The following is a 21,453-nucleotide window of genomic DNA, read 5'->3' as shown; positions in this document are numbered from 1 at the left end:
GGTTATTTCCCGCTGAAATTGGGTGTGCGTTTGGCGAAGAAGGCGCTGACGCCTTCGCGATAATCGTCGCTGCGGCCGCCGAGGCGCTGAAGATCCCGCTCCAGCTCAAGCTGTTGATCGAGGCTGTTGGTCGCCGAACTGTAGAGGGCTTTTTTTATCAGCCCCAGCCCGTAGGTCGGCTGGGTAGCCAGATGCCGCGCCAGCGTTTGGGTGTGGTCGGTCAATTCGCCTGCGGCCACTACCTGCCAGATCATGCCCCATTCCAACGCCTGCTGTGCGCTGACTTTGTCGCCGAGCAGCGCCATGCCCATGGCGCGGGCATGGCCCGCCAGACGCGGCAAGAACCAGCTGCCTCCGGAGTCCGGCACCAGCCCCAGGCGGCAGAACGACTGGATAAAGCTGGCGTTGTCGGCGGCGATCACGATATCGCAGGCCAATGCCAACGCGGCACCGGCACCCGCCGCCACGCCGTTGACGGCGCACACCACAGGCTTGGGCAAGGCGGTCAGGCGGCGGATCAGCGGGTTATAGAAACGTTCGACCGACAGGCCGAGATCCGGCGCCTGTTGCTCAACGCTGACGTTACGATCGTTCAGGTCTTGCCCGGCGCAAAAACCGCGTCCTGCCCCGGTGATCAGCAAGCAGCGCACCTGGTCGTCACGTTCGGCGCGGGTCAGCGCCTCGCTGAGCTGGTGGTGCATCTCGTCGTTAAAGCTGTTCAGCCGGTCCGGCCGGTTGAGGGTCAGGGTCAGAACCCCGGCGTCGAGGTGGGTGAGAATCAATGCGTTATCCATAAATCAGCGCCCCTGATAGTTTGGCGTACGTTTTTCGAAGAAGGCGGCGATGCCTTCACGGCGATCGTCGGTGGCGGCCAGCGCGACAAACTGCTGGCGCTCGAAGGCCAGCCCCTGGCTGAGGCCGACTTCTTCCGCCTGTTTCAGCGCCTGCTTGGCGGCACGCAGCGCCAGCGGGGCCTGTAAGCTGATGCGCTCGGCGATCTGCTGAGCGCGTTCCAGCGTCAGCGCGTCGACGCACACTTCACTGACCAGCCCGGCTTGCAGCGCGCGAGTGGCGTTGATAGTTTCACCGGTCAACACCATCTGGCCGGCCAGGGATTTCCCGACGCAGCGAATTAAACGCTGGGTGCCACCCGCTCCCGGTATCAGGCCAAGGGCGATTTCCGGCAGGCCAAAGCGGGCGCTTTCGCCGCAGATAATGAGGTCGCAGGCCAGCGCCAGCTCGCAGCCGGCACCGAGCGCGTAGCCGTTTACCGCCGCCAGCAGCGGTTTACTGAACTGCGCCAGCCGCTGCCACAGCAACGGTCGACGATCCGCCAGTGCCGCGGGCAGGTCCTGCTGTTGCAGCTCCCGCAGATCGGCACCCGCAGCAAAGAAGCGCGCGGCACCGGCTATCACCACCGCGCCCACGCCTGCGTCGGCATCGGCTTGTTCCAGCCGATACACCAACTGTTCCAGGCACGGAGTGCTCAGAGCGTTACGCGCCTCCGGGCGATGCAGCGTCAGGGTGACCACGCGTTGCTGCTGTTGTTGCAAGATCAAAGGGGTTTCCATTACCGTCTCCTAGACGTCAAAGTCCAACACCACGCCGTCGCCGCGCGGCCACGACTGGCAACTCAATACGTAGCCGGCAGCCAGTTGATCCGGCTCCAGGCTATAGTTGACGGCCATCTCCACCTGGCCGGCCTTCAGCCGGCATTTACAGGTAGCGCATACCCCGCCTTTGCAGGCGTAGGGCAGGTCCGCGCCCTGGCGCAGCGCCGCGTCCAGAATGCTGTCGTCTTGTGCGCCAACCTCGATATTCAAGCGGCGGCCATCGAGCAGGATCTCTACCTGGGTGGCGTTGCGGCTGCCGTCGTTGAGCGGGCGGGCGGCAATGCCGCTGGTGTTAAAACGTTCGCTGTGGATATGGGCAGCCGGTACGCCGGCTTGTTCAAGCACGGTTTGCGCGTCGTCCATCATCGCCTCCGGCCCGCAGATAAAGGCGTGGTCGTAGTCGCGGTAATCCAGCAGCGCACCCCCGATAGCCGTCAGGCGTTCGCGATCGATGCGGCCGCTGAGCAGCGGGCTGTCGAGGCTCTCCTGGCTGAACAGGTACAGCGGCTGAAAGCGCTGCGGATAGCGGTTTTTCAGGTCACACAAGGCCTCTTTGAACATCACCGAACGGCTGCTGCGGTTGCCGTAGATCAGCGTGAAGCGGCTGTTGGCTTCCAGCTGCAGCGTGGCTTTGATGATCGACAGCATCGGCGTGATGCCGGAACCGGCGGCAATCGCCAGATAGTTGCCGCAGTTTTCCGCCTGCGGCTGATAGCCGAAACGCCCCTGCGGCACCATCACCTCCAGCGCGTCGCCGACCTGTAGCATTTGATTGACGAACGAGGAGAAACGCCCCTGATGAATCGCTTTGACGCCGATCTGCAGCACCCCTTCCTGCGGGGCGCTGCAAATGGAATAGCAGCGGCGCAGCTCTTCGCCGTTGACCCACGCCTTTAACGTCAGATGCTGGCCGGGGGTGTAGCGATAATGGCTTTTCAGCTCATCGGGCACGCGCAGCGTAATGGCCACGGCGTCCGGCGTTTCGCGCTCGATGGCGGCGACGTTAAGGCGATGGAAGAGCGTCATGGTGTTCTCCTGGGCTGTGCCCTGTAATATTTGGGGCGCTCGCGAACTCTTGCAGGACGCAGCCTATATGCATTTGAAATAGTCGAAGGGTTCGCGGCAATCGCAGCAGCGATACAGCGCTTTGCAGGCGGTGGAGCCGAATTCGCTGATTTTCTCGCTGTGGGTGCTGCCGCAGCGCGGGCAGGGCACCGGGCCGTGGGCTTCGGGTTTATCGCAGGTGTGGCCCTGCGGCGGCGCGACGCCGTAGTCCCGCAACCGCGCACGCGCAGCCGCATTCATCCAGTCGGTGGTCCAGGCCGGGCTGAGGCGGATTGCCACTTTCACCGGGCTGAAACCGGCTTCGGCCAGCCGCTGCTCGATGGCGTTGAGCAGAAATTCGGTGGCGGGGCAGCCGGAGTAGGTCGGCGTAAAGGTAATGCGCCAGCCTGCGCCGTCCGGCTCTACGTCGCGCACCATACCCAGATCGGTGATCGACAGTACCGGCAGTTCCGGATCGCTGATCTGTTGCAGACAGTGCCAGATTTGCGGGATCTCGGCGGCCTGCAGCCGGGTGATGTTCATGGCGGCCTCTTTACCAGGTGCTGTTGGGATAGGCGCGCTGCAGAAACTGCATTTCTGCCAGCAGCGGGCCGAGATGTTCGCTGTGCCGCCCCTGTTTGCCGCCGTGACGGAACGCCTGTTCCTCCGGCAATGTCAGGGTAGCCAGGCGCAGGGTGTCGTCCACCAGCGCCCGCCAGGGTGCCTCAAGCTGCCGCGGATCGGCGGCGATGCCCTGTTCCGCCAACGCCAGCTCAAGGTCATCGGCGTGGAACAGTTCGGCGGTAAAGCGCCACAGGTTATCCAGCGCCTGCTGAATTTTTTGATGGCTGACCGCGTTGCCATCGCCCAGGCGAATCATCCAGCCGCGGCTGAAGCGCAGGTGATAATCCGCCTCCTTCAGCGATTTGGCGGCGATGGCGGCCAGCTGCGGGTCACGGCTGCGGCTCAGCGCCTGGTGCAACTGTACGTGGTAGGCGTCGAGCAAAAACTGCCGCACCAGGGTGTCGTTGAAACCGCCGTTCGGCTGTTCCGCCAGCAGCAGGTTGTGGAATTCACGCTCGTCGCGGCTAAAGGCCAGGCGATCTTCGCCGTATTGCGGCCCGGCCAGTTCGGCGGCATAACCGAGAAAGTGACGCGCCTGTCCGAGCAGATCCAGGCCGATATTCGCCAGCGCCAGATCGATTTCCAGCTCCGGCGCGTGGCCGCACCAGGCACACAGTCGCTGGGCGAGGATCAGCGGCGTATCGCTCTGACGCAGTACATAGGTGATTCGCGGATCGTTAAAGGTCATGGCCGCCTCTACATGTTCTTGATGCCGTCGGGAATGGTGTAGAACGTCGGATGACGGTAGATCTTGTCATCGGACGGATCGAAGAACGCCCCGCGATCTTCCGGCTGCGAAGCGATCAGATGGCTCGATTGCACCACCCAGATTGAGCAGCCTTCGCTGCGCCGGGTATAGGCATCGCGGGCATTCTCCAGCGCCATTTGGTCATCGGCGGCGTGCAGGCTGCCGACATGGCGGTGCGCCAACCCTTGTTTGCTGCGAATAAACACTTCATACAGCGGCCATTCAGCGTGAGTCATTTTCGATTCCTTCATCTATGCGGCGGTGGCGGCGTTTTTCGTCGCGTGGGCCAGCGCGCCTTCACGCACCCAGGCGCCGTCGTCCCAGGCGCGGCGCTTGGCCTGCAGGCGTTCGTGGTTGCATTGCCCGCGCCCCTTGATCACCTCATGCAACTCGCTCCAGTCGATAGCGCCGAAACGGTAGTGACCGGCGGCCTCATCCCAGGCCAAATCGGCATCGGGGGCGGTCATGCCCAGCGCTTCCAACTGCGGCACGGTGTTGTCGACAAATTTCTGCCGCAGCTCGTCATTGCTGTGGCGTTTGATCTTCCACGCCATGCTTTGCGCGCTGTGCGGTGAGTCGGTGTCGCTCGGGCCGAACATCATCAGCACCGGCCACCAAAAGCGGTTAATGGCGTCCTGCAGCATGGCTTTTTGCTGCTCGCTGCCGTTAGCCATCGCCATCGCCGCTTCGTAACCCTGGCGCTGGTGGAAACTTTCTTCTTTGCAGATTTTCACCATCGCCCGCGCATAGGGGCCGTAAGAGGCACGACACAGCGCCACCTGATTGACGATGGCTGCGCCGTCGACCAGCCAGCCAATCACCCCGATATCCGCCCAGTTGAGCGTCGGGTAGTTGAAGATGGAGGAATACTTCATCTTGCCGTCGAGCATTTTTCGGTAGATCTCCTGGCGCGAGCAGCCCAGGGTTTCGGCGGCGCTGTACAGGTACAGACCGTGTCCGGCTTCGTCCTGCACCTTGGCCAGCAGCACCGCCTTGCGGCGCAGGGTCGGTGCTCGCATCAGCCAGTTGGCTTCCGGCAGCATGCCGACCACTTCGGAATGGGCGTGTTGGCCAATCTGGCGGATCAGATTTTGGCGATAGGCGTCCGGCATCCAGTCTTTGGCTTCGATGGCGGTATCCGCCGCAATCTTGGCGTCGAAGTGCTGCTGATGTTGCGCGTCAGTTGTCATGCTTGCCTCTTGGTGATTCGTATTTTTCACATTGAATACAAAAATGTGAATCACTTTTGTTCACCTTAAGGCTACAAACTGATAACAAAAAGATCAAAGGACCTGTATGTGATTTTGCGATGCTACTCACAATGGATTTTGTTAATTAATTGTTTTATAGGTTTTTTATAAAATCAATTTTGGCGTGTTTTTGATGTATTTAGTTCGTGGCGCGGTAACGTTGTTTGGTTTTTGTTAAATTTTGACCGGACATAAACTGGACAATATGTGATACGTAATTAAGCTATCTAGTGTAAATTTATGAATTCCGGAGATGCACATGCAGCAGTTACACAGTTACCTTTCTGGCGGCTGGGTGTTCGGCCAGGGGCAAGCCCGCGAGATCCATCACGCCATTACCGGCGAACCGCTGTATCAGGTTTGCTCCGACGGCCTGCCGCTGGCCGCCAGCCTGGACTATGCGCGCCATAAAGGCGGCAGAGCGCTGGCGCAGATGACATTCCAGCAGCGCGCGCAAATGATGAAGGCCGTGGCCAAACACCTGCTGGCGCACAAAGAGGCGTTGTATGAGATTTCATACCAGACCGGCGCCACGCGCAGCGACGGTTGGGTGGACATCGAAGGCGGCATCGCGACGCTGTTCGCTTATGCCGGCCTGGCGGGGCGTGAACTGCCGGACGATACCCTGTGGCCGGAGGACGAGCCGATTTCGTTATCCAAACAGGCGCAGTTTGCCGCTCGCCACGTGTTGACCTCGCGGCCGGGCGTGGCGCTGCATATCAACGCCTTTAACTTCCCCTGCTGGGGGATGCTGGAAAAACTGGCGCCGACCTGGCTGGCGGGCATGCCGGCCATCATTAAACCGGCGACGGCCACCGCGCAACTGACGCAGGCGATGGTCAGGTTGATTATCGACAGCGGGCTGGTGCCGGAGGGGGCTTTGCAGTTGGTGTGCGGCGGCATCGGCGACATGTTCGATCACCTGGATTATCAGGACGCGGTGACCTTCACCGGCTCGGCGCAGACCGGCCAACACCTGCGCGCGCACCCGCGCCTGCTGGCAAAATCTATCGCTTTCACGATGGAGGCCGATTCGCTCAACTGCTGCGTGCTGGGGGAGGACGTCACGCCGCAAATGCCGGAGTTCGCGCTGTTCATCAAAGAAGTATGCCGTGAAATGACCGCCAAGGCCGGGCAGAAATGCACCGCCATCCGGCGGATTATCGTGCCGGCGAAGCGGGTGGTTGAGGTGCAACAGGCGCTACTGCAACGGCTGGCCGGGGTAACGGTGGGCGATCCCAAGCAGGAACAGGTGCGAATGGGGGCGCTGGTCAGCCGCGAGCAGCGCGATGATGTGCAGCAAAAGGTGGAATTCCTGCTGCACCACGGCTGCGAACCGCTGTGCGGTGCGGCGCTCGATAAACTGGATTTGGTCGGTGAGGGCGTGCAGAACGGCGCGTTTTATCCGGCCACTCTGTTGTATTGCCCCGATCCGTTTTCGCACCAGGCGGTACATGGCACCGAAGCTTTCGGGCCGGTGGCGACGTTGATGCCGTATCAACAGACCGAGCAGGCGATTGAGCTGGCGTTGCTTGGCCAGGGTAGCCTGGTGGGATCATTGGTGACTGCCGATGAGGCGTTGGCAACGCGCTTTATCCGTGCCACCGCCTGTGCCCACGGCCGTATGCTGATCCTGGATCGCCACGCGGCCGTGGAATCCACCGGCCACGGCTCACCGTTGCCGATGCTGATGCACGGCGGGCCGGGGCGTGCCGGTGGGGGCGAGGAGTTGGGCGGGTTGCGTGCGGTGAAACACTATATGCAACGCACCGCCCTCCAGGGCAGCCCGGCGATGCTGGCGGCGATTGGCCGTGAGTGGGTGCGCGGAGCGCCGGTGATAGAAGAGCCGGTTCATCCGTTCCGCAAATACTTTGAACAGCTGCAACTGGGCGAAAGCCTGCTGACCGCCCGCCGCACCGTGACCGAAGCCGATATCGTGAATTTTGCCTGCCTGAGCGGCGATCATTTCTACGCCCACATGGACAAGATCGGCGCCGCCGAGTCGCTGTTTGGCGAGCGGGTGGCGCACGGCTATTTTGTGGTTTCAGCCGCCGCCGGGCTATTTGTCGACCCTGGCGTGGGGCCGGTGATCGCCAACTATGGCATGGAAAACCTGCGCTTTATCGAACCGGTGAAAATCGGCGATACGCTCCAGGTGCGCCTGACCTGCAAAAAGAAAATCCGCAAGCCGCAGAAAACCGCAGAGGATCGCCCGCATGGGGTCGTGGTGTGGGATGTTCAGGTGTTGAATCAGCATCAGCAGGCGGTGGCGCTGTACAGCATTTTGACGCTGGTGGCGCGTCAGGAAGGCGACGTTGGGGCGGTAAGCTGACCGGCAACAGGTTGCCGGTCATGTATCACTATGGGGCTGGGCTAAACCGCCGCGTTGTTGCAGACGATGCGGTTTTTACCCTCTTTTTTGGCCTGATACAGCGCGCTGTCCGCCATATTGATAAAACCAATTGGCGTGTCGTTGTACATATGCGGCACTTTGGCGCAGATGCCAATGCTGAGAGTGATAACGCCGTGCGGATTCCCCTGATGCGGTATCTTCAGTTCGCGCACCGCCTGCATCACGCGGTCGGCGAAAATCAGCGCCCCCTGGGCGTCGGTGTCCGGCAGAATGATGCTCATTTCTTCGCCGCCATAGCGGGCCATGATGTCATTGCTGCGGCTGGCCAGCCCCTTGAGCATTTGTCCGATCTGCTGCAAGCATTGGTCGCCGGCGACGTGGCCGTAGATATCGTTGTACTGCTTGAAATAGTCGATATCCAGCATCAGCAGCGCCACGCTGCGGTAGTTTCGTGCCGCGCGCGCCAGTTCGTTCTTTAAGGCGATATCAAACTGGCGGCGATTGGCCAGCCCGGTCAGGCCGTCCAGCAACGCCAGCTCTTCAAGCCGCAGGTTGATGCTGGTGAGCTGATCGCGGGTGCGCATCAGTTCGGCTTCGGTGCGCACGCTGTGGTTTATCTGCCGCATCAACACCAGCCCCAACGCCAACAGAATGGCCAGCAGCGTGGCGCCTCCGGCTACAAACAGGCCGGAATCGTTGCGCCAGTCGGCCAGCGCGTCTTCCTTCGACAGCCCGGCGGTGATCACCAACGGATAGCGGCTGACCCTTGAATAGCCATAAATCCTTTCCACCTTGTCGTACAGCGAGGTGATGGTGGCATTACCGAATTCGGAATGCGGCAGGATTTCGCGGAACAGCACACCCTGAGAGATATTTTTGCCGATCGACGCGGCGGAATAAGGGCGGCGGTAGAGAATGGTGCCATCCGCCAGCAGCAGGCTGAGCGCGGCGTCGCTGTTAAGCGCAAAGGTATCGTAAAATTGGCGGAAATAATCGACGTACAGCGTCGCCAGCACCACGCCGGCAAAGCTTCCGTCCGGGTGATTTAAACGGCGTGACACCGGGATGATCAAATCGCCGGTTGAACGGCTGCGCACCACCTTGCCGATATAAATCGCGTTGCTGTTGTGCTCGAGGTGGTATTTAAAATACTCGCGATCGGCATTGTTGGCGCCCTGCACGAACCTGCCTGAAGAGGTGACTATCCAACTGCCGTGCGAATCATAAATAAACAGGCCATGTAATTGAGGCAGATTGCCGACCTGTCCTTGCATCAACTTTTGCAGCCGCAATTGCTGCGGTTGGCCCAGACCGTCGGTTTGAATGCGTTCGGTCAGATCGGACAGCGTACTGTCCACTTGCAAGAAAGTGTCATCGGCATGTTGCGCCAGCGAGCGTGCCAGATTGGCGGATTCATATTCGGCGCTTTTCAGATCGCGCTGATGTGCATTCCAAATTTGCCAAACGTTAAACAGAATCAGCGTGGCGGCAACGATGATGACAAACACGCCAGCCTGAAATAATAACGGGGAATTTTTACCGTTGCGCGGCAGATCGGCATCCTGCGGTTGCTGCTGTGTCATGTAACCCTTTTTACTGTGTGATTTTTAAATATAGTTAAGAACTATCTTACATCTTATTCGTTAATTCTGCTGACCACTACTTCCTTAAACAAGTTACCCTCGGCAGATGTTACGATTCGTTCAAAGCCGCCCGAAAACCAGAGGATCGCGAGTGTGTCTGACACCATCATTATTACTTTACTGACGCTGGCGGTGTATTACCCGGTCACGTTGGGCGTGCTGGCGGTGATGATGTTTTTTGCCTGGCGGCGACGTAAATCGCCTTACTGGCGCTTGGGGTTGGTGCTGCTGGCGGGGCTGTTTGCACTGTTCGCCATGGCAGCCTACGACTGGCATCACTATAGCTGATTGCCGAAGGCGCGGTGTCCGTCAGAGGCCGTGGGCACCGCGATAAGGTGGCATTATTCAACGTTAATCATCCAATTGACGCCAAATTGGTCGGTCAGCATGCCAAACCCTTTGGCCCAAAAAGTGGGCCCATAAGGCAGGGTTACCTGTCCGCCCTGCGACAGCTTTTCAAACAGTTCACGCCCTTGTTCCACGTCTTTTGGGTTGAGCGACAGGGAAAACCCTTTATGTGACGCGTCGGCGCCATCCTGCGGGCAACTGTCGGAAGCCATCAGCGCGCTTTCACCAATCAGCAATCTTGCATGCATGATGGATTCCGGATCGGCATCCTGCGGGCCACCTTGTTTTGCTTCCTCGGGCATTTCCTTGTAACGCATGATGACTTCAATTTTACCGCCCAGTTGCTGCGCGTAGAAATTCACCGCTTGCTCGCAATTACCGTTAAAAAATAAATAAGGTTGAATCAACATGACATTGACCTCGGTTATGGCCCGTCAGGCTGTAAACCGGCCCGAGGGCGGGGATAAATAATTTCTCTGGGCAACTATTGCCGCAGGTGACTTACAAGTGTAGTGCGATTCGCGGTGAGTGCCCGGTGGACGATCACGCTCTGGCGCTTTGGTACGCGGCCAAACGAATTGAGCGAAAAAGTGGGATGGTTCATCCCAATTTGGACAGATTATCTGAGCGGTCAGGGTTCCTATACTCATTGCAACTTTCACTAACGGAGTCATGGTCATGAGTAAGCAATCTTTGAATGGAAAAGTGGTGTTGATCGCCGGCGGCGCGAAGAACCTGGGCGGCCTGGTAGCACGCGATTTGGCGGCCAACGGCGCGGCGGCCATAGTGGTGCATTACAACAGCGACGCGACCCGTGCGGCGGCGGAAGAAACCCTGGCCGCGGTGAAAGCGGCGGGGGCGCAGGCGATAGCGGTGCAGGGCGATCTGACCCGGCCGGCCAACGTGGCGCATCTGTTTGAGGAAGGGATTAAGGCGTTCGGTAAGGTGGATATTGCGATCAATACCGCCGGTCTGGTGATCAAAAAGCCGATCGCCGATGTGACTGAGGCGGATTACGACACCAGTTTTGACGTCAATGCCAAAGCGGCATTCTTTTTCATTCAGCAAGCAGGCAAACACCTGGCGGACAATGGCCGTATCGTGACCATCGTCAGTTCGCTGCTGGCGGCCTATACGCCGTTTTATGCGGTGTACCCCGGTAGCAAGGCACCGGTGGAACACTTTACCCGCGCGGCTTCCAAGGAGTTTGGCGAGCGTGGCATCAGCGTGAACGCCATCGGCCCCGGCCCGATGGATACCCCGTTCTTCTATGGGCAGGAAAGCAAGGAGGCGGTGGAATACCATAGCAGTGCCGCCGCGTTGAGCAAGTTCTCGAAAACCGGTCTGACGGATATTGAGGACATCGCGCCTATCGTCAAGTTTTTGGTCACCGACGGCTGGTGGATCACCGGGCAGACGTTGTTCGCCAACGGTGGCTATACTACCCGTTAATATCAATTTGCTGCGGCAAAGCGCCGCAGCTTTTTTCAGGATGCACAGCCGGTGGACAAGATAGGGAGATTACGGGTTTTTATCCAGGTTGCCGAGGTGGGCAGTTTTATCCGCGCTTCACACATCCTGTTGATGCCAAAAACCACGGTGTCGGCGGCGATCCAACAGTTGGAACATGAAATGGGCGCGCGCCTGTTTCATCGCACTACCCGCAAGGTACAGTTGACCAGCGACGGCGAGCTGCTGCTCGACAAAGCGCGCAGCCTGCTGTTCGACGTGAATGTGCTGGACACGCTGTTTCAGCAGAAAAACGGGCCGATAGGCGGTCGCTTGACGGTCGATGTGCCAAGCCGCATTGCCCGGCGAATCATCGTGCCGGCGCTGCCTGATTTTTTCCTGCAATACCCCGATATTCAACTCTTCCTTAGCGCCAGCGACCGCTCGATCGATTTGATTCAGGAGGGGATAGACTGCGTGGTGCGTGTCGGCAGCCTCAGCGACAGTAGCCTGGTCAGCCAGCCGCTTGGCCGTTTGAGCATGGTCAATTGCGCCAGCCCGGATTATTTGCGGCGCTACGGGACGCCGGAGCATACCGATCAACTGGACGAGCACTGGGTGGTGGGGTACGCGCAGCCTAATCTGGCGGGCGCGGAGACCTGGCAGTGGGAGCAGGAAGGGCAATCGGTTGAAAAAACGCTGCGTAGCCGGGTGACGGTCAACAATGCGGAGAATTATATCGGCTGCTGCCTGGCAGGGCTGGGAATGATTCAGAACCCGCGGTTCGATCTCCAGCATCATCTGGATGATGGCAGCCTGCGAGAGATACTGCCGCAGGCCCGGCCATCGGCGATGAGCATTGCGCTGCTTTATCCCCACCGGCGACAGCGTTCGGCGCGTTTCACGGCGTTTGCCGAGTGGTTCGGCCGTTTAATCAAACCGTTTTGCGAAAGCTGAGCGGGGCGCGAGATTACATCAACAACTGCGCGGCAGACCCATCCCAGACGGCGGCAAAGGTATAGATGACGGCCAGTATCAGCATGAATGGCATATTGTTCATTGCCTATCTCCAGCGGAAATATTCACTTCAAGTATAGCCCGCGGAAATGACAGTCAGATGAATTAGATCGTTTTTTGTACAGCCAAATTCAGACAGACGGAAATGTGTAAACTGCTGATATTTGACTATAGTAACAGTGTGAAGCTGCGTGTTTGTCGCGAATCACCCTGTATCGCGCTGCCGGTGACGGCAAGCATAGGGAAACATAGGTGTGAACTTTTCGGCTATGTTAACTTAAGGATGTGAAATGTCAGTTAAAAATGACGTTAAAGACAATGTGGAACAGCTGTGCGGCAGTGCAAAATCCGCTGCATGCGAAGTGCGGGCCGGTTTGAAAGACGTTGCCGGTCACTCCTGTTCTTACATTAAGAACAACCCCTGGGCTGGGGTTGGCGCCGGTGCCGTTGTGGGCCTGGTGGTAGGTTTTCTTTTAGGCAAAAAGTAAATAGGGAGAGTAAAAATGGGCATCATTTCCTGGATCATTTTTGGTTTAATCGCCGGTATCCTGGCTAAATGGATCATGCCGGGCAAGGACGGCGGTGGCTTTATCGTGACTGTTATCCTCGGGGTCATCGGTGCGGTAGTTGGCGGCTATATCAGTACCTTCTTCGGTATGGGTCGCGTAGATGGCTTTAACCTGGGCAGCTTCGTTGTCGCAATAATCGGTGCCCTGGTGGTACTTTTTGTCTACAGAAAGATCAGAAGCTAATCAGATACTGATCAACAGGGTCGCTGAGGCGACCCTTTTTCGTTAAATCATAGCGGTCGCGCGGCCTGGGCCGGCGGCCAGAAGGGGATGAGCATGGGTCTGTTTGATAACGTATTGGGCAGTATTCTGGGTGGCGGCGCTAACGGCGGCAAAGGCCTGGATTACGTCGCGATCCTGCAATGGGTCGAGCAACAAGGCGGCCTGCAGGCGATTTTGGACAAGTTCCGCCAGGGGCAATTCGGCGATGTGGTCGGTTCGTGGCTGGGCAACGGTGAAAACCAGCCGATCAGCGGCGATCACGTTCAGCAGGCGCTGGGCAGCGATGCCATCAACCAGTTGGCCGAAAAACTGGGGGTCGATCCTGCTGAGGCTTCCAGCGCCATCGCGCAGTTCCTGCCGTCGGTGACTGACGCCGCATCGCCAAATGGCGAAGTGCAGCAGGACAGCAACGAGCTGGGCGATATGGTCGGTAAGTTGTTCAAATAACGTTTAGGCCCCTGGCGCCTGGTCGGGGGCCTTGTTTACTCTAATGCCTTCAATGCCCTCCAACGCTCCCAGCAAATAATCTACCCATGCTCGCACTTTGCCGGGAATAAATCGCGCGGCGGGGTAAACGGCATGCAGCGCCATCGGCGGATAGTGCCAGGCAGGCAATACCTGTACCAGCGTACCGGCCGCCAACTGCCGGCCAATCAGCGGCCGTTGCGCACCGCCGATACCCAAACCAGACTCGATGGCGGCCAGCAGCGAGAAGGTGTTGTTGGCGCGGAATACCGGCCGTACGTTCACCATCTCGGCGCCCTGAGGGCCGATTAACGTCAGCGTATCGCCATCGCTAAGGCCGCTGTAACGAATATGTGCATGGGCCGTCAATGCGGCCGGCGTTTGCGGCATGCCATGCGCCGCCAGATAAGCCGGCGAAGCCACGAGAATACGCTGCAATTCCCCCAATCGCCGCGCCACTGTGCCCGGCGCGCTCAGTTCGCCAAAGCGAATCGCTACGTCAATGCCTTCGCCGATGACATCTGCCCGACGATCGTCCAGCAGTAACTCAATATTCAGCTCCGGATGGCGCTGTTGAAAGGCGATCGCCAGCGGCGTCAGATGTTGTTGGCCGAACCCCGTTGGTGCATGAATGCGTAAGTTTCCTTGCAACCGCCGGTTCAGACCGTGCAGCGCCTCTTCCGCTTCGTCTACCGCCGCTAAAATCGGTTTGATTTGCCGGTAATAACCACCGCCGGCATCGGTCAGGGAGACGGCGCGGGTGCTGCGAAACAGCAACTGCGTGCCCAATTGCTGCTCCAGCCCGGCGATCTGCTGACTGACCGCCGGTTGCGTGAGCCCAAGATCGCGGGCCGCCGCCGAGAGGCTGCCCAGCTCCGCTACGCGGACGAAAGTCTTCATGGCGCTCAGCTTGTCCATCGATGATCCATTTATAGGTTTTGCTTATAAGTGTTAGTTAAAAATGGCGTCTACCGCAAGTTTTGCTAATCGATCACAGTAGGTGCATCCATACCTGGCAGGAGAGATAACATGCAAAGCGGCAAACTGGCGCTGGTGGTCGGCGCTAATGGTGTCATCGGCCATAAACTGATTGAGGAACTGGTCGTGCAGGGGTGGCAAGTGGTCGGCCTGTCGCGGCGCGGGGGCGTGGACCGGCCGCAAGTGCGTTATCTGGCGGTTGATCTGCTGGATGCGCAGGCGACGCGCGAGGCGCTGCAACCTCTAACGCAGGTCAGCCACATTTTCTATGCCGCTTATCAGGACGCGCCGGACTGGGCGGGGCTAGTGGTACCGAATCTGGCGATGTTGACGAACGTGGTGGACGCGATGGAGCCGGTAGCGCAAGGGCTGGAGCACATCAGCCTGATGCAGGGCTACAAGGTTTATGGCGCGCATCTGGGGCCATTTAAAACCCCGGCTCGTGAAAGTGACGCCGGGCATATGCCACCGGAGTTCAACGTGGATCAGCAACACTACCTTGAGCGGCGACAGCAGGGCAAACGTTGGCGCTGGAGCGCGATTCGCCCCAGCGTGGTCGGCGGGTTTTCGCTCGGCAATCCAATGAACCTGGCGCTGACCGTTGCTGTTTATGCCTCAATCAGCAAGGCACTGGGGCTGCCGCTGCGTTTTCCCGGCAAACCGGGGGCTTACCACAGCCTGTTGGAAATGACCGATGCCGGCCTGCTGGCGCGGGCTACGCTGTGGGCGGCGACCGAGCCTGCAGCGGCCAATCAGGCGTTTAACATCAATAATGGCGATCTGTTCCGTTGGAGCGAGATGTGGCCGAAAATTGCCGATTATTTTGGCCTGGAGACGGCGCCGCCGCTGCCGATGCCGCTGGAACAGATGATGGCGGATAAAACCGCGTTGTGGCAGGCCCTCGCGCAGCAGCATGATTTGGCGGTGACTGATTACCATGCGGTGACCGGCTGGCGCTTTGCCGATTTTGTCTTCTCGTGGGATTACGACATGTTTGCCGACGGCAGCAAGGCGAGGCGTTTTGGTTTCACCCAATTCGTCGAAACCGAGGTGATGTTCTTCACGCTGTTTGACGAGTTCCGGCGGAGAAGGATTATTCCCTAGCGTCTGCTGGCGGGGCGGGCGCTTTTTATGGCACTCTTTGGCTGCCGCCCGGTCGGGCGGCCAGAGAGGCCGTCAGCCCGATCGGCCCGGGGGATGATGAGGAAATAAACGTGACAGGGATTACCGCCATACTGACGCTTTTGCTGGCGCTGGTGACCATTGCGCCACTCTCAAAGCATGCAGCCTGGTGGATTCGGGTGTGGGATTTTCCACGCCTGCAAATACTGGCGCTGTCATTATCGGTGCTATTGCTTAACCTGCTTTTTCTGCCTCTGTCCTCGCCGCTGGTGTGGGGCATGATAGCGATGAATCTGGCCTGTGTAGCGTATCAGGGGGCATGGATCTTCCCTTATACCCGACTGAGCAAACCCCAGGTAGTGGACTTTACCGGTTACCAGCACAAGCCGCGTTTGCGCCTTCTGGTGTGCAATGTGTTAACCCCCAATCGGCAGGCGGATAAACTGCTGGCGTTGGTGGCGACCGAACGGCCGGACGTGCTGGTGGTGGTGGAAACCGACAGTTGGTGGGAGCAGCGGCTGGCGCCGCTGGAACAGGATTATCCTCACAGTTTGAAATGCCCGCAGGATAATCTTTACGGCATGCATGTTTATTCGCGGCTGAAACTCAGCGATGCGGAAATTCAGTACCTGGTGGATAAAGAGATTCCGTCGATGCACATGATGGTGCATTTGCCGCAAGGGCAGCAGGTGCGCTTGCACTGCGTGCATCCGATGCCGCCAAGCCCCACCGAGAATGACGAGTCGGAAGATCGTGACGCCGAGTTGGTCATGGTGGGAAAAAGCGTTGCCAAATCGGCGTTCCCGGTGATTGTGACCGGCGATCTGAACGATGTGGCTTGGTCGACCACGACCCGCTTGTTCCTTAAAGTCAGCGGTCTGTTGGATCCGCGCCGCGGTCGCGGCATGTTCAGCACCTTTCATGCCGGCTATCCGTTCCTGCGCTGGCCGCTGGATCATGTGTTCCACAGCGATGATTTTGTGCTCGGCTCGCTGCGTCGTTTAACCCACGTCGGTTCGGATCACTTCCCGATTCTGGTGGAACTGGTGTACGCGCCCAAGCAGGGGGCTGAACAGGAAAGCCTGGAGAAAGACGGCGAAGATGAGGCGTTGGCGCAAGAAAAACTGGCCAACACCGGTTCTTCGCCAGAGGACGTGCATACGCCGGGCGCTTGAAACATCACCCCGCGGCATAGGCTGCGGGGTGTCTCTTTAGAGGGTCAGCATAATCTTGCCGATATGCATGCTGGACTCCATCAACGCATGCGCTGCGGCCGCTTGTTCCAGCGGGAACGTTTTGAATATCTGCGGTTTTAACGCGCCGCGCTCCAGCAGAGGCCACACTTTTTGCTGCAAATCGGCGGCAATTAGCGCTTTATCTTCCACGCTGCGCGCGCGCAGCGTGGAACCTGTGTGAGTCAGACGTTTGAGCAGCAGCGGCATCAGGTTCAATTCCTTGACCACGCCGTTCTGGGTGCCGATTTGCACAATGCGTCCATCCATCGCCGCCGCCTGGTAGTTCTTCGCCACGTAATCCCCGGCGATCAGATCGACAATCACGTCTGCGCCCTTGCCGTTGGTCGCGTGTTTGGTCTGCTCGACGAAGTCTTCGTTACGGTAGTTAATCGCTACGTCGGCGCCCAGCGCCAGGCTGGCCTGACGTTTTTCCTCGGAGCCGACGGTGGTGATCACGCGGGCGCAGAACGCTTTCGCCAGCAGGGTGGCGACGGTACCGATACCTGACGTGCCGCCGTGGATCAGCACGGTTTCACCGGCCTTTAGATGCCCGCGCTGGAACACGTTGACCCAGACGGTAAAGAAGGTCTCAGGGATGGCTGCCGCCTCCGTCAGGCTCATGCCCTGAGGCACCGGCAGTGCATTGCTTTCATGCACTTTGCAGTATTCGGCGTAGCCGCCGCCGGCAATCAGGGCGCACACGCGATCGCCGATGGCGTAATTTTTCACCCCAACGCCGATGGCAACCACTTCACCGGCTATTTCGAGGCCGGGAATATCCGATGCACCGGGTGGCGGCGCGTATTGGCCACGGCGTTGCATAACGTCGGGCCGGTTAACCCCGGCGGCGGCGACCTTCACCAAAATCTCACCTTGTTGCAGCGTCGGCAATGGCCGCTCGGCGACAACCAGCACCTCCGGTTCGCCCGGCTGGCTGATTTCGATCGCTTTCATGGTGTTGGGCAGTGGCGGGTTTGCTGACATGGTCATTCTCCTCCGATTGGCGTTCAGGCACAGTGAACAGTGTAGATAAGCACCTGCTGTAATTCATATTTTATCTTACAGAAATACCGACGGGAGAATGTGGATCATAGGGCGGTTTTTAGGGGGGCAGAAGAGGGGAGCCGCCGCAGGGGCGGCATGGTATCAGTCGTTTGGTGGAATGCGGAAACCTTTGAGTGAGACGATGAAGTGCTCTTTCCCTTTGGAGATCTTGGCGCCTTTATCACACCACAGACTGGCGAGCTGGAAAAAGTCGTCGCTGTCGATGTCATAGGCCAGTTCGATTTTCTTGGCTGTTCCATAACGGATCAGCTTTTCTGCTTCCTGGTGGTTTGTTGCTTTAATGGTGGTCATAACGAAATCCTTGGTGTAAGCCAGTGCGGATAATCGTGGACCATCATATGGCTGAATTGTGACAATTTTGTGATGGAAGCATGACAGTGAACGGTTGTGTGGCCTGGAGCATAACACGGCGGTTATGCTCCCCTCTGTTCTGTCAACGATCGTGCGGACGAATCAGCATGCTTTTCTTCTGTGATTTAAAGTGTTTGTACAGCGCATATCCTGCAATGCCGGCCAAAACCGCCAGTAAAGACATATATTCTGTCGCCATGAGACTAACCTCCGATAAAGAGTGGCTAAGGAGCCGCTATTTGTGACAGTTATCACGTTATCGCGCAATGAGACCATTCTGTAACGCAGCAGGGTGTTGATATTTAGACATAAAAAAAGCGCCTATAGGAAGGCGCATAAAAATTTACAACACAGCTTGTCATGCCCAGCACCAGGAGGAGTGGTGAACACGGCGCCATTGTATGAACTCCCCGCAGCGGCAGATATAGGGATAACTCTTAAAGCTCAGCTACCACTGATAGCCCATATTCAGGCTGTAATCGGGATCCTGATTGGTGGAGTAAGGATCGGACTGGCGGAGGCGATCGGTTTTTTTCACCGGGCCGCTAAGTGCCGAATAGGGTTTGGTAAGCGGACGGCTGCAACCGGGGTGATCGCATTCTATTTGAACGCGAAAACCGGTTTTGTCTTCGGACTCAGACCAGGATACCGGTGGCTTGGCCGTTTTAGCTGCCGGGCCAAGCGCGCTCTGCGGCACGGGCGCAGGAGTGGGGCTCGGCTCCGGCGCGGCATAAGATAAATCGAGCGCCTGGGCTGAGTAGGTGCTCAGCATCAACAGGGCAGTGCAGCAGGATGCTGCCAGCGTACGCTTTCTAAGCATGGTCGATCTCCCTTCATAATTACGCGGCGCAACTATAAAACAGCTCAACGAGAATGACTATCATTTATGGGGACGGATGCCTTCTTTTGAGGCTGCGCCATAAACAATTTCTCTTTATCAGGCATCGGACCAGGTTCGTTGACGGCCTGAAAGGCGAAATTGTGTTCAATCTCAACAAGGTGGCTACTTGGCCTGGGCGAAATTAAAAAAAATTTTTGGCTGTGCCTGGCCGTCATTATCGGGCAAATACGGCAGATAACGCTGATAAATTAAACAAATTGGGTTAAATTCTGTGCGTTTAACCCCGTTTCTACAGAGGGGCTGATAAAAAGAGTTGCTATTAAAGTCCTGTCATGAGTTAATGCTTCTCGGCCTGTGGTACAGACCTATTTATGCACGACATTTTGAGTAAAGTAGTTCAAATTTAAAGCGTTATCCTAGATAGCTCTTCTCTGACGAATTTCCTTTCTAGTGCCTCCATAAGTAACTGATGACCGGCTATATCATATGCCCATGGTGGCTTACATTTAATATTGAAGGAATTAGACATGTCTAACATGATCAAAGGTCAAGTGAAGTGGTTCAACGAGTCTAAAGGTTTTGGTTTCATCACTCCAGCAGACGGCAGCAAAGATGTGTTCGTACACTTCTCTGCTATCCAGGATCAAGGCTTCAAGACCCTGGCTGAAGGCCAGAACGTACAGTTCTCTATCGAGAACGGTGCTAAAGGTCCGTCAGCGGCTAACGTTACCGCTATCTAATCGGCTTCTGCTGATTAACAAAAACCCGCCAAGGCGGGTTTTTTTGTGCCTGCAATTTGCCGAAGGCAAAAAAAAGCCCGCAAGTCTGCGGGCAAAAGTTCCTTGTTACTTCTTCATTTGCAGGCACCTCTCTGGGGGGAAGCACCTGTGAACAGCCTATCCTTTACGGTCTTAAGATTCTGCGGTCAAAACGTTAAGAAAGTGAAAAAACAGGTTGGTGCGGTGGCCTGCTACGCTTTAGAAAAGCACTAAAACGGGCGAGCTGCGGGTTTACCGGCACTGCACAGTGTTTTTCGCACCTTATTCTGTAATACACTGACATCAATGATAAATGATGGGGCACAGTATGAAAGTTAACGATCTGGTAACGGTTAAAACTGACGGTGAACTGAGGCGTGAAGGGGTGATACTGGCGGTAGAAGAATTCAATGAAGGGATAATGTACCTGGTCGCGTTGGATGACTATCCTGCCGGCGTCTGGTTTTTCAACGAGATTGACAGCCGGGACGGCACCTTCGTCGAGCTGAGACAGGGCGGAACCCGGTAGGCCGCTCGGCAAAGAGCCAATATCTCTCCAACGGATTAATTTAATCAGCAAGTTTTTCGCAAGGTTACTATTTCGGAGGGTAGGGGCTATTTTTGCTGCGGGAATACCCGCCGCGGCCGAAAATGTCGTCGCGAGCAGGTATGAGGTTATTTAAATGTTTTATATCCAGGATGACTGGTTGTAAGACATTTAAAACCAAGGCTGAGCAGAATACACGGTAAATCTCTTTACCTAGCGGCTATTGACAAATATCCCACTGGTTAAGGTGTCGGTTAAACGGACAACATGATAAATAATTTGCTTGTTGTGCGTTTTAATTTTTCTTTTGATATTTCCCTTGTGGGAAGAGACGGTCTTGGCTTTAATTTGCATCTGGTCGGATATCTGGATGGTTCCCTGACCCGACATCCACATGCGCAACATGTTTGATTCTGTTTGACTCAGCGTAACGGGCGTTTGGTCAAATGAGGTCTTTTCCGTACGAGTGGCTTTTTTCTCAAGATAGTGACTAAGTAGCTGATTCATAGTCTCTGGCTTGATGGATTTTGACGAGATGATGACATTTTTACGAACATATAAATAATCGTCAAAATGTACGTTGGTGATAGCCATAAAGATGAAGAATAAGGTGTCCGGGTGCAGTGAAATCACCCGCTTTATACGTTCCGTCGCGTCGGCTTCGTGTATAAAGCAATCTTCGTTAATAAACACCAGGCTGGGTTTCAACTTGCTGCATTTTTCATGCAGATCGTCGATATCGTTGATGGCATTAATTTGGCGTTTTTTTACTCCATGTGTTGTCAGGTAGTCTGTTAAACCCAATCTGGTATAGCTGCATGAATCCATAATGATCGTTGGCATATCGCACCCCCACTTAAATCCGTTTTACCGCGGTAACAAAGAGAAAAAGCCTGAAGCCTAAAGGCAAAAAATGGAACAAAATTTCACGTATAGCCAGTGTTCTATCAATAAACACGGCGGCACTCAACGATATTTTCTTTCTAAACTAATTAATTGCATGAACCTATAAGTTTAGCTTAAGTCAGAATAATCTGCTAACCGACAAATAGCCAGTCTAGAACGCTAACTTATGCTTGAGCTGCGTGCCTGTGGGCATCGTTATGATTGAATCTGCGCATCATGTCACGAAATGAAATTTTAAATTGCTAGGAAAATTCTTAAAAAAAATTCATGTGTTGTTTTTTTAACATTTTTCAGTCTAATTTTTC

The 21,453-nt window shown here is 56.7% G+C and carries 26 protein-coding genes; 11 read left to right on the top strand and 15 right to left on the bottom strand.

Annotated elements, in window-relative coordinates; all coding sequences use genetic code 11:
• Positions 1-2: 2 nt before the first annotated feature.
• From paaG to paaA, 7 genes are all read right to left on the bottom strand, one after another.
• Positions 3-794 carry a 2-(1,2-epoxy-1,2-dihydrophenyl)acetyl-CoA isomerase PaaG gene (paaG, locus tag ACTJJ1_RS09640; RefSeq protein ID WP_440833325.1) on the bottom strand — a complete coding sequence of 264 codons (792 nt, stop codon included), beginning with the start codon at positions 792-794 and terminating at the stop codon, positions 3-5.
• Positions 795-797: 3 nt separating this feature from the next.
• On the bottom strand, positions 798-1,571 hold the full coding sequence (paaF, locus tag ACTJJ1_RS09635) for a 2,3-dehydroadipyl-CoA hydratase PaaF (RefSeq protein ID WP_440833323.1): 774 nt from the start codon (positions 1,569-1,571) through the stop codon (positions 798-800).
• Between the two features lie 9 nt (positions 1,572-1,580).
• Complete coding sequence (paaE, locus tag ACTJJ1_RS09630; RefSeq protein ID WP_004946331.1) at positions 1,581-2,639, bottom strand: 1,2-phenylacetyl-CoA epoxidase subunit PaaE; 1,059 nt, start codon at positions 2,637-2,639, stop codon at positions 1,581-1,583.
• Positions 2,640-2,702: 63 nt separating this feature from the next.
• A complete protein-coding gene (paaD, locus tag ACTJJ1_RS09625; RefSeq protein ID WP_421412904.1) occupies positions 2,703-3,200 on the bottom strand; it encodes a 1,2-phenylacetyl-CoA epoxidase subunit PaaD in 498 nt (165 codons plus the stop codon).
• Between the two features lie 10 nt (positions 3,201-3,210).
• The gene (gene paaC / locus ACTJJ1_RS09620; RefSeq protein WP_440833320.1) at positions 3,211-3,969 is read right to left on the bottom strand and encodes a 1,2-phenylacetyl-CoA epoxidase subunit PaaC; all 759 of its coding nucleotides are present in this window, start codon (positions 3,967-3,969) and stop codon (positions 3,211-3,213) included.
• A gap of 8 nt (positions 3,970-3,977) precedes the next feature.
• Positions 3,978-4,265: a 1,2-phenylacetyl-CoA epoxidase subunit PaaB gene (gene paaB / locus ACTJJ1_RS09615; RefSeq protein WP_004946321.1), complete on the bottom strand. Its 288-nt coding sequence runs from the start codon at positions 4,263-4,265 to the stop codon at positions 3,978-3,980.
• 15 nt (positions 4,266-4,280) lie between these two features.
• On the bottom strand, positions 4,281-5,219 hold the full coding sequence (gene paaA, locus ACTJJ1_RS09610; protein ID WP_440833318.1) for a 1,2-phenylacetyl-CoA epoxidase subunit PaaA: 939 nt from the start codon (positions 5,217-5,219) through the stop codon (positions 4,281-4,283).
• A gap of 319 nt (positions 5,220-5,538) precedes the next feature.
• Here paaA and paaZ point away from each other — a divergent pair, with 319 nt between their 5' ends.
• Positions 5,539-7,611: a phenylacetic acid degradation bifunctional protein PaaZ gene (paaZ, locus tag ACTJJ1_RS09605; RefSeq protein ID WP_440833316.1), complete on the top strand. Its 2,073-nt coding sequence runs from the start codon at positions 5,539-5,541 to the stop codon at positions 7,609-7,611.
• Positions 7,612-7,652: 41 nt separating this feature from the next.
• Here the strand turns inward: paaZ and ACTJJ1_RS09600 are convergent, their stop codons facing one another.
• Positions 7,653-9,215, bottom strand: a complete 1,563-nt coding sequence (locus ACTJJ1_RS09600) for a sensor domain-containing diguanylate cyclase (RefSeq protein ID WP_440833314.1) — start codon at positions 9,213-9,215, stop codon at positions 7,653-7,655.
• A 153-nt stretch (positions 9,216-9,368) separates the two neighbouring features.
• Between ACTJJ1_RS09600 and ACTJJ1_RS09595 the strand changes: the two genes are divergently transcribed.
• Positions 9,369-9,563 carry a hypothetical protein gene (locus ACTJJ1_RS09595; RefSeq protein ID WP_006326225.1) on the top strand — a complete coding sequence of 65 codons (195 nt, stop codon included), beginning with the start codon at positions 9,369-9,371 and terminating at the stop codon, positions 9,561-9,563.
• A 53-nt stretch (positions 9,564-9,616) separates the two neighbouring features.
• On the opposite strand, the gene ACTJJ1_RS09590 is transcribed toward ACTJJ1_RS09595, so the two are convergent.
• Entirely contained in the window at positions 9,617-10,033 is a 417-nt protein-coding gene (locus ACTJJ1_RS09590; protein ID WP_006326224.1) for a VOC family protein, read from the bottom strand.
• 268 nt (positions 10,034-10,301) lie between these two features.
• On the opposite strand from ACTJJ1_RS09590, the gene ACTJJ1_RS09585 reads away from it, so the two are divergent.
• From ACTJJ1_RS09585 to ACTJJ1_RS09565, 5 genes are all read left to right on the top strand, one after another.
• Positions 10,302-11,075, top strand: coding sequence for an SDR family oxidoreductase (locus ACTJJ1_RS09585; protein ID WP_037433099.1), 774 nt, complete (start codon positions 10,302-10,304; stop codon positions 11,073-11,075).
• A 51-nt stretch (positions 11,076-11,126) separates the two neighbouring features.
• Positions 11,127-12,029 carry a LysR family transcriptional regulator gene (locus ACTJJ1_RS09580; protein ID WP_440833311.1) on the top strand — a complete coding sequence of 301 codons (903 nt, stop codon included), beginning with the start codon at positions 11,127-11,129 and terminating at the stop codon, positions 12,027-12,029.
• A 350-nt stretch (positions 12,030-12,379) separates the two neighbouring features.
• On the top strand, positions 12,380-12,577 hold the full coding sequence (locus ACTJJ1_RS09575) for a glycine zipper domain-containing protein (protein WP_006326222.1): 198 nt from the start codon (positions 12,380-12,382) through the stop codon (positions 12,575-12,577).
• Positions 12,578-12,592: 15 nt separating this feature from the next.
• Positions 12,593-12,841 (top strand): GlsB/YeaQ/YmgE family stress response membrane protein, encoded by a 249-nt coding sequence (locus ACTJJ1_RS09570; protein WP_004946303.1) that lies wholly within the window; start codon positions 12,593-12,595, stop codon positions 12,839-12,841.
• A 93-nt stretch (positions 12,842-12,934) separates the two neighbouring features.
• Positions 12,935-13,327: a YidB family protein gene (locus tag ACTJJ1_RS09565; protein WP_004946300.1), complete on the top strand. Its 393-nt coding sequence runs from the start codon at positions 12,935-12,937 to the stop codon at positions 13,325-13,327.
• Between the two features lie 3 nt (positions 13,328-13,330).
• On the opposite strand, the gene ACTJJ1_RS09560 is transcribed toward ACTJJ1_RS09565, so the two are convergent.
• Positions 13,331-14,263 carry a LysR family transcriptional regulator gene (locus tag ACTJJ1_RS09560; protein ID WP_004946297.1) on the bottom strand — a complete coding sequence of 311 codons (933 nt, stop codon included), beginning with the start codon at positions 14,261-14,263 and terminating at the stop codon, positions 13,331-13,333.
• Between the two features lie 111 nt (positions 14,264-14,374).
• Here ACTJJ1_RS09560 and ACTJJ1_RS09555 point away from each other — a divergent pair, with 111 nt between their 5' ends.
• Positions 14,375-15,427, top strand: a complete 1,053-nt coding sequence (locus tag ACTJJ1_RS09555; RefSeq protein WP_325986735.1) for an SDR family oxidoreductase — start codon at positions 14,375-14,377, stop codon at positions 15,425-15,427.
• 110 nt (positions 15,428-15,537) lie between these two features.
• A complete protein-coding gene (locus ACTJJ1_RS09550) occupies positions 15,538-16,620 on the top strand; it encodes an endonuclease/exonuclease/phosphatase family protein (RefSeq protein ID WP_440833307.1) in 1,083 nt (360 codons plus the stop codon).
• A 36-nt stretch (positions 16,621-16,656) separates the two neighbouring features.
• On the opposite strand, the gene ACTJJ1_RS09545 is transcribed toward ACTJJ1_RS09550, so the two are convergent.
• From ACTJJ1_RS09545 to ACTJJ1_RS09530, 4 genes are all read right to left on the bottom strand, one after another.
• A complete protein-coding gene (locus ACTJJ1_RS09545; RefSeq protein WP_004946288.1) occupies positions 16,657-17,664 on the bottom strand; it encodes an NAD(P)H-quinone oxidoreductase in 1,008 nt (335 codons plus the stop codon).
• A 162-nt stretch (positions 17,665-17,826) separates the two neighbouring features.
• Positions 17,827-18,036 carry a hypothetical protein gene (locus ACTJJ1_RS09540; protein ID WP_006319262.1) on the bottom strand — a complete coding sequence of 70 codons (210 nt, stop codon included), beginning with the start codon at positions 18,034-18,036 and terminating at the stop codon, positions 17,827-17,829.
• Positions 18,037-18,178: 142 nt separating this feature from the next.
• The gene (locus ACTJJ1_RS09535; protein ID WP_004946283.1) at positions 18,179-18,295 is read right to left on the bottom strand and encodes a FeoB-associated Cys-rich membrane protein; all 117 of its coding nucleotides are present in this window, start codon (positions 18,293-18,295) and stop codon (positions 18,179-18,181) included.
• 249 nt (positions 18,296-18,544) lie between these two features.
• Positions 18,545-18,916 carry a hypothetical protein gene (locus ACTJJ1_RS09530; protein ID WP_440833304.1) on the bottom strand — a complete coding sequence of 124 codons (372 nt, stop codon included), beginning with the start codon at positions 18,914-18,916 and terminating at the stop codon, positions 18,545-18,547.
• Between the two features lie 548 nt (positions 18,917-19,464).
• Between ACTJJ1_RS09530 and cspE the strand changes: the two genes are divergently transcribed.
• Both cspE and dsrB read left to right on the top strand, forming a co-directional pair.
• Positions 19,465-19,677 (top strand): transcription antiterminator/RNA stability regulator CspE, encoded by a 213-nt coding sequence (gene cspE, locus ACTJJ1_RS09525; RefSeq protein WP_004946278.1) that lies wholly within the window; start codon positions 19,465-19,467, stop codon positions 19,675-19,677.
• A 346-nt stretch (positions 19,678-20,023) separates the two neighbouring features.
• The gene (dsrB, locus tag ACTJJ1_RS09520) at positions 20,024-20,224 is read left to right on the top strand and encodes a protein DsrB (RefSeq protein ID WP_004946272.1); all 201 of its coding nucleotides are present in this window, start codon (positions 20,024-20,026) and stop codon (positions 20,222-20,224) included.
• 231 nt (positions 20,225-20,455) lie between these two features.
• On the opposite strand, the gene rcsA is transcribed toward dsrB, so the two are convergent.
• Entirely contained in the window at positions 20,456-21,085 is a 630-nt protein-coding gene (rcsA, locus tag ACTJJ1_RS09515; RefSeq protein WP_004946270.1) for a transcriptional regulator RcsA, read from the bottom strand.
• Positions 21,086-21,453: the final 368 nt, after the last annotated feature.

Origin of the sequence: Serratia sp. 22264 (assembly GCF_052045345.1) — a bacterium.
GTDB classification, from domain to species: domain Bacteria; phylum Pseudomonadota; class Gammaproteobacteria; order Enterobacterales; family Enterobacteriaceae; genus Serratia; species Serratia plymuthica.
The sequence above is the reverse complement of the archived record's forward strand: the minus strand, read 5'-3'. Positions and strand labels throughout refer to the sequence as shown.

What these genes read in the sequence shown, in the direction of transcription:
- paaD (WP_421412904.1), bottom strand. Translation starts at nt 3,200, where the DNA reads ATGAACATCACCCGGCTGCAGGCCGCCGAGATCCCGCAAATCTGGCAC.
- ACTJJ1_RS09560 (WP_004946297.1), bottom strand. Translation starts at nt 14,263, where the DNA reads ATGGACAAGCTGAGCGCCATGAAGACTTTCGTCCGCGTAGCGGAGCTG.
- dsrB (WP_004946272.1), top strand. Translation starts at nt 20,024, where the DNA reads ATGAAAGTTAACGATCTGGTAACGGTTAAAACTGACGGTGAACTGAGG.
- paaG (WP_440833325.1), bottom strand. Translation starts at nt 794, where the DNA reads ATGGATAACGCATTGATTCTCACCCACCTCGACGCCGGGGTTCTGACC.
- ACTJJ1_RS09570 (WP_004946303.1), top strand. Translation starts at nt 12,593, where the DNA reads ATGGGCATCATTTCCTGGATCATTTTTGGTTTAATCGCCGGTATCCTG.
- paaE (WP_004946331.1), bottom strand. Translation starts at nt 2,639, where the DNA reads ATGACGCTCTTCCATCGCCTTAACGTCGCCGCCATCGAGCGCGAAACG.
- paaB (WP_004946321.1), bottom strand. Translation starts at nt 4,265, where the DNA reads ATGACTCACGCTGAATGGCCGCTGTATGAAGTGTTTATTCGCAGCAAA.
- paaC (WP_440833320.1), bottom strand. Translation starts at nt 3,969, where the DNA reads ATGACCTTTAACGATCCGCGAATCACCTATGTACTGCGTCAGAGCGAT.
- paaZ (WP_440833316.1), top strand. Translation starts at nt 5,539, where the DNA reads ATGCAGCAGTTACACAGTTACCTTTCTGGCGGCTGGGTGTTCGGCCAG.
- ACTJJ1_RS09585 (WP_037433099.1), top strand. Translation starts at nt 10,302, where the DNA reads ATGAGTAAGCAATCTTTGAATGGAAAAGTGGTGTTGATCGCCGGCGGC.
- ACTJJ1_RS09600 (WP_440833314.1), bottom strand. Translation starts at nt 9,215, where the DNA reads ATGACACAGCAGCAACCGCAGGATGCCGATCTGCCGCGCAACGGTAAA.
- cspE (WP_004946278.1), top strand. Translation starts at nt 19,465, where the DNA reads ATGTCTAACATGATCAAAGGTCAAGTGAAGTGGTTCAACGAGTCTAAA.
- ACTJJ1_RS09590 (WP_006326224.1), bottom strand. Translation starts at nt 10,033, where the DNA reads ATGTTGATTCAACCTTATTTATTTTTTAACGGTAATTGCGAGCAAGCG.
- ACTJJ1_RS09575 (WP_006326222.1), top strand. Translation starts at nt 12,380, where the DNA reads ATGTCAGTTAAAAATGACGTTAAAGACAATGTGGAACAGCTGTGCGGC.
- rcsA (WP_004946270.1), bottom strand. Translation starts at nt 21,085, where the DNA reads ATGCCAACGATCATTATGGATTCATGCAGCTATACCAGATTGGGTTTA.
- ACTJJ1_RS09555 (WP_325986735.1), top strand. Translation starts at nt 14,375, where the DNA reads ATGCAAAGCGGCAAACTGGCGCTGGTGGTCGGCGCTAATGGTGTCATC.
- paaF (WP_440833323.1), bottom strand. Translation starts at nt 1,571, where the DNA reads ATGGAAACCCCTTTGATCTTGCAACAACAGCAGCAACGCGTGGTCACC.
- ACTJJ1_RS09545 (WP_004946288.1), bottom strand. Translation starts at nt 17,664, where the DNA reads ATGTCAGCAAACCCGCCACTGCCCAACACCATGAAAGCGATCGAAATC.
- ACTJJ1_RS09540 (WP_006319262.1), bottom strand. Translation starts at nt 18,036, where the DNA reads ATGACCACCATTAAAGCAACAAACCACCAGGAAGCAGAAAAGCTGATC.
- ACTJJ1_RS09535 (WP_004946283.1), bottom strand. Translation starts at nt 18,295, where the DNA reads ATGGCGACAGAATATATGTCTTTACTGGCGGTTTTGGCCGGCATTGCA.
- ACTJJ1_RS09565 (WP_004946300.1), top strand. Translation starts at nt 12,935, where the DNA reads ATGGGTCTGTTTGATAACGTATTGGGCAGTATTCTGGGTGGCGGCGCT.
- paaA (WP_440833318.1), bottom strand. Translation starts at nt 5,219, where the DNA reads ATGACAACTGACGCGCAACATCAGCAGCACTTCGACGCCAAGATTGCG.
- ACTJJ1_RS09530 (WP_440833304.1), bottom strand. Translation starts at nt 18,916, where the DNA reads ATGCTTAGAAAGCGTACGCTGGCAGCATCCTGCTGCACTGCCCTGTTG.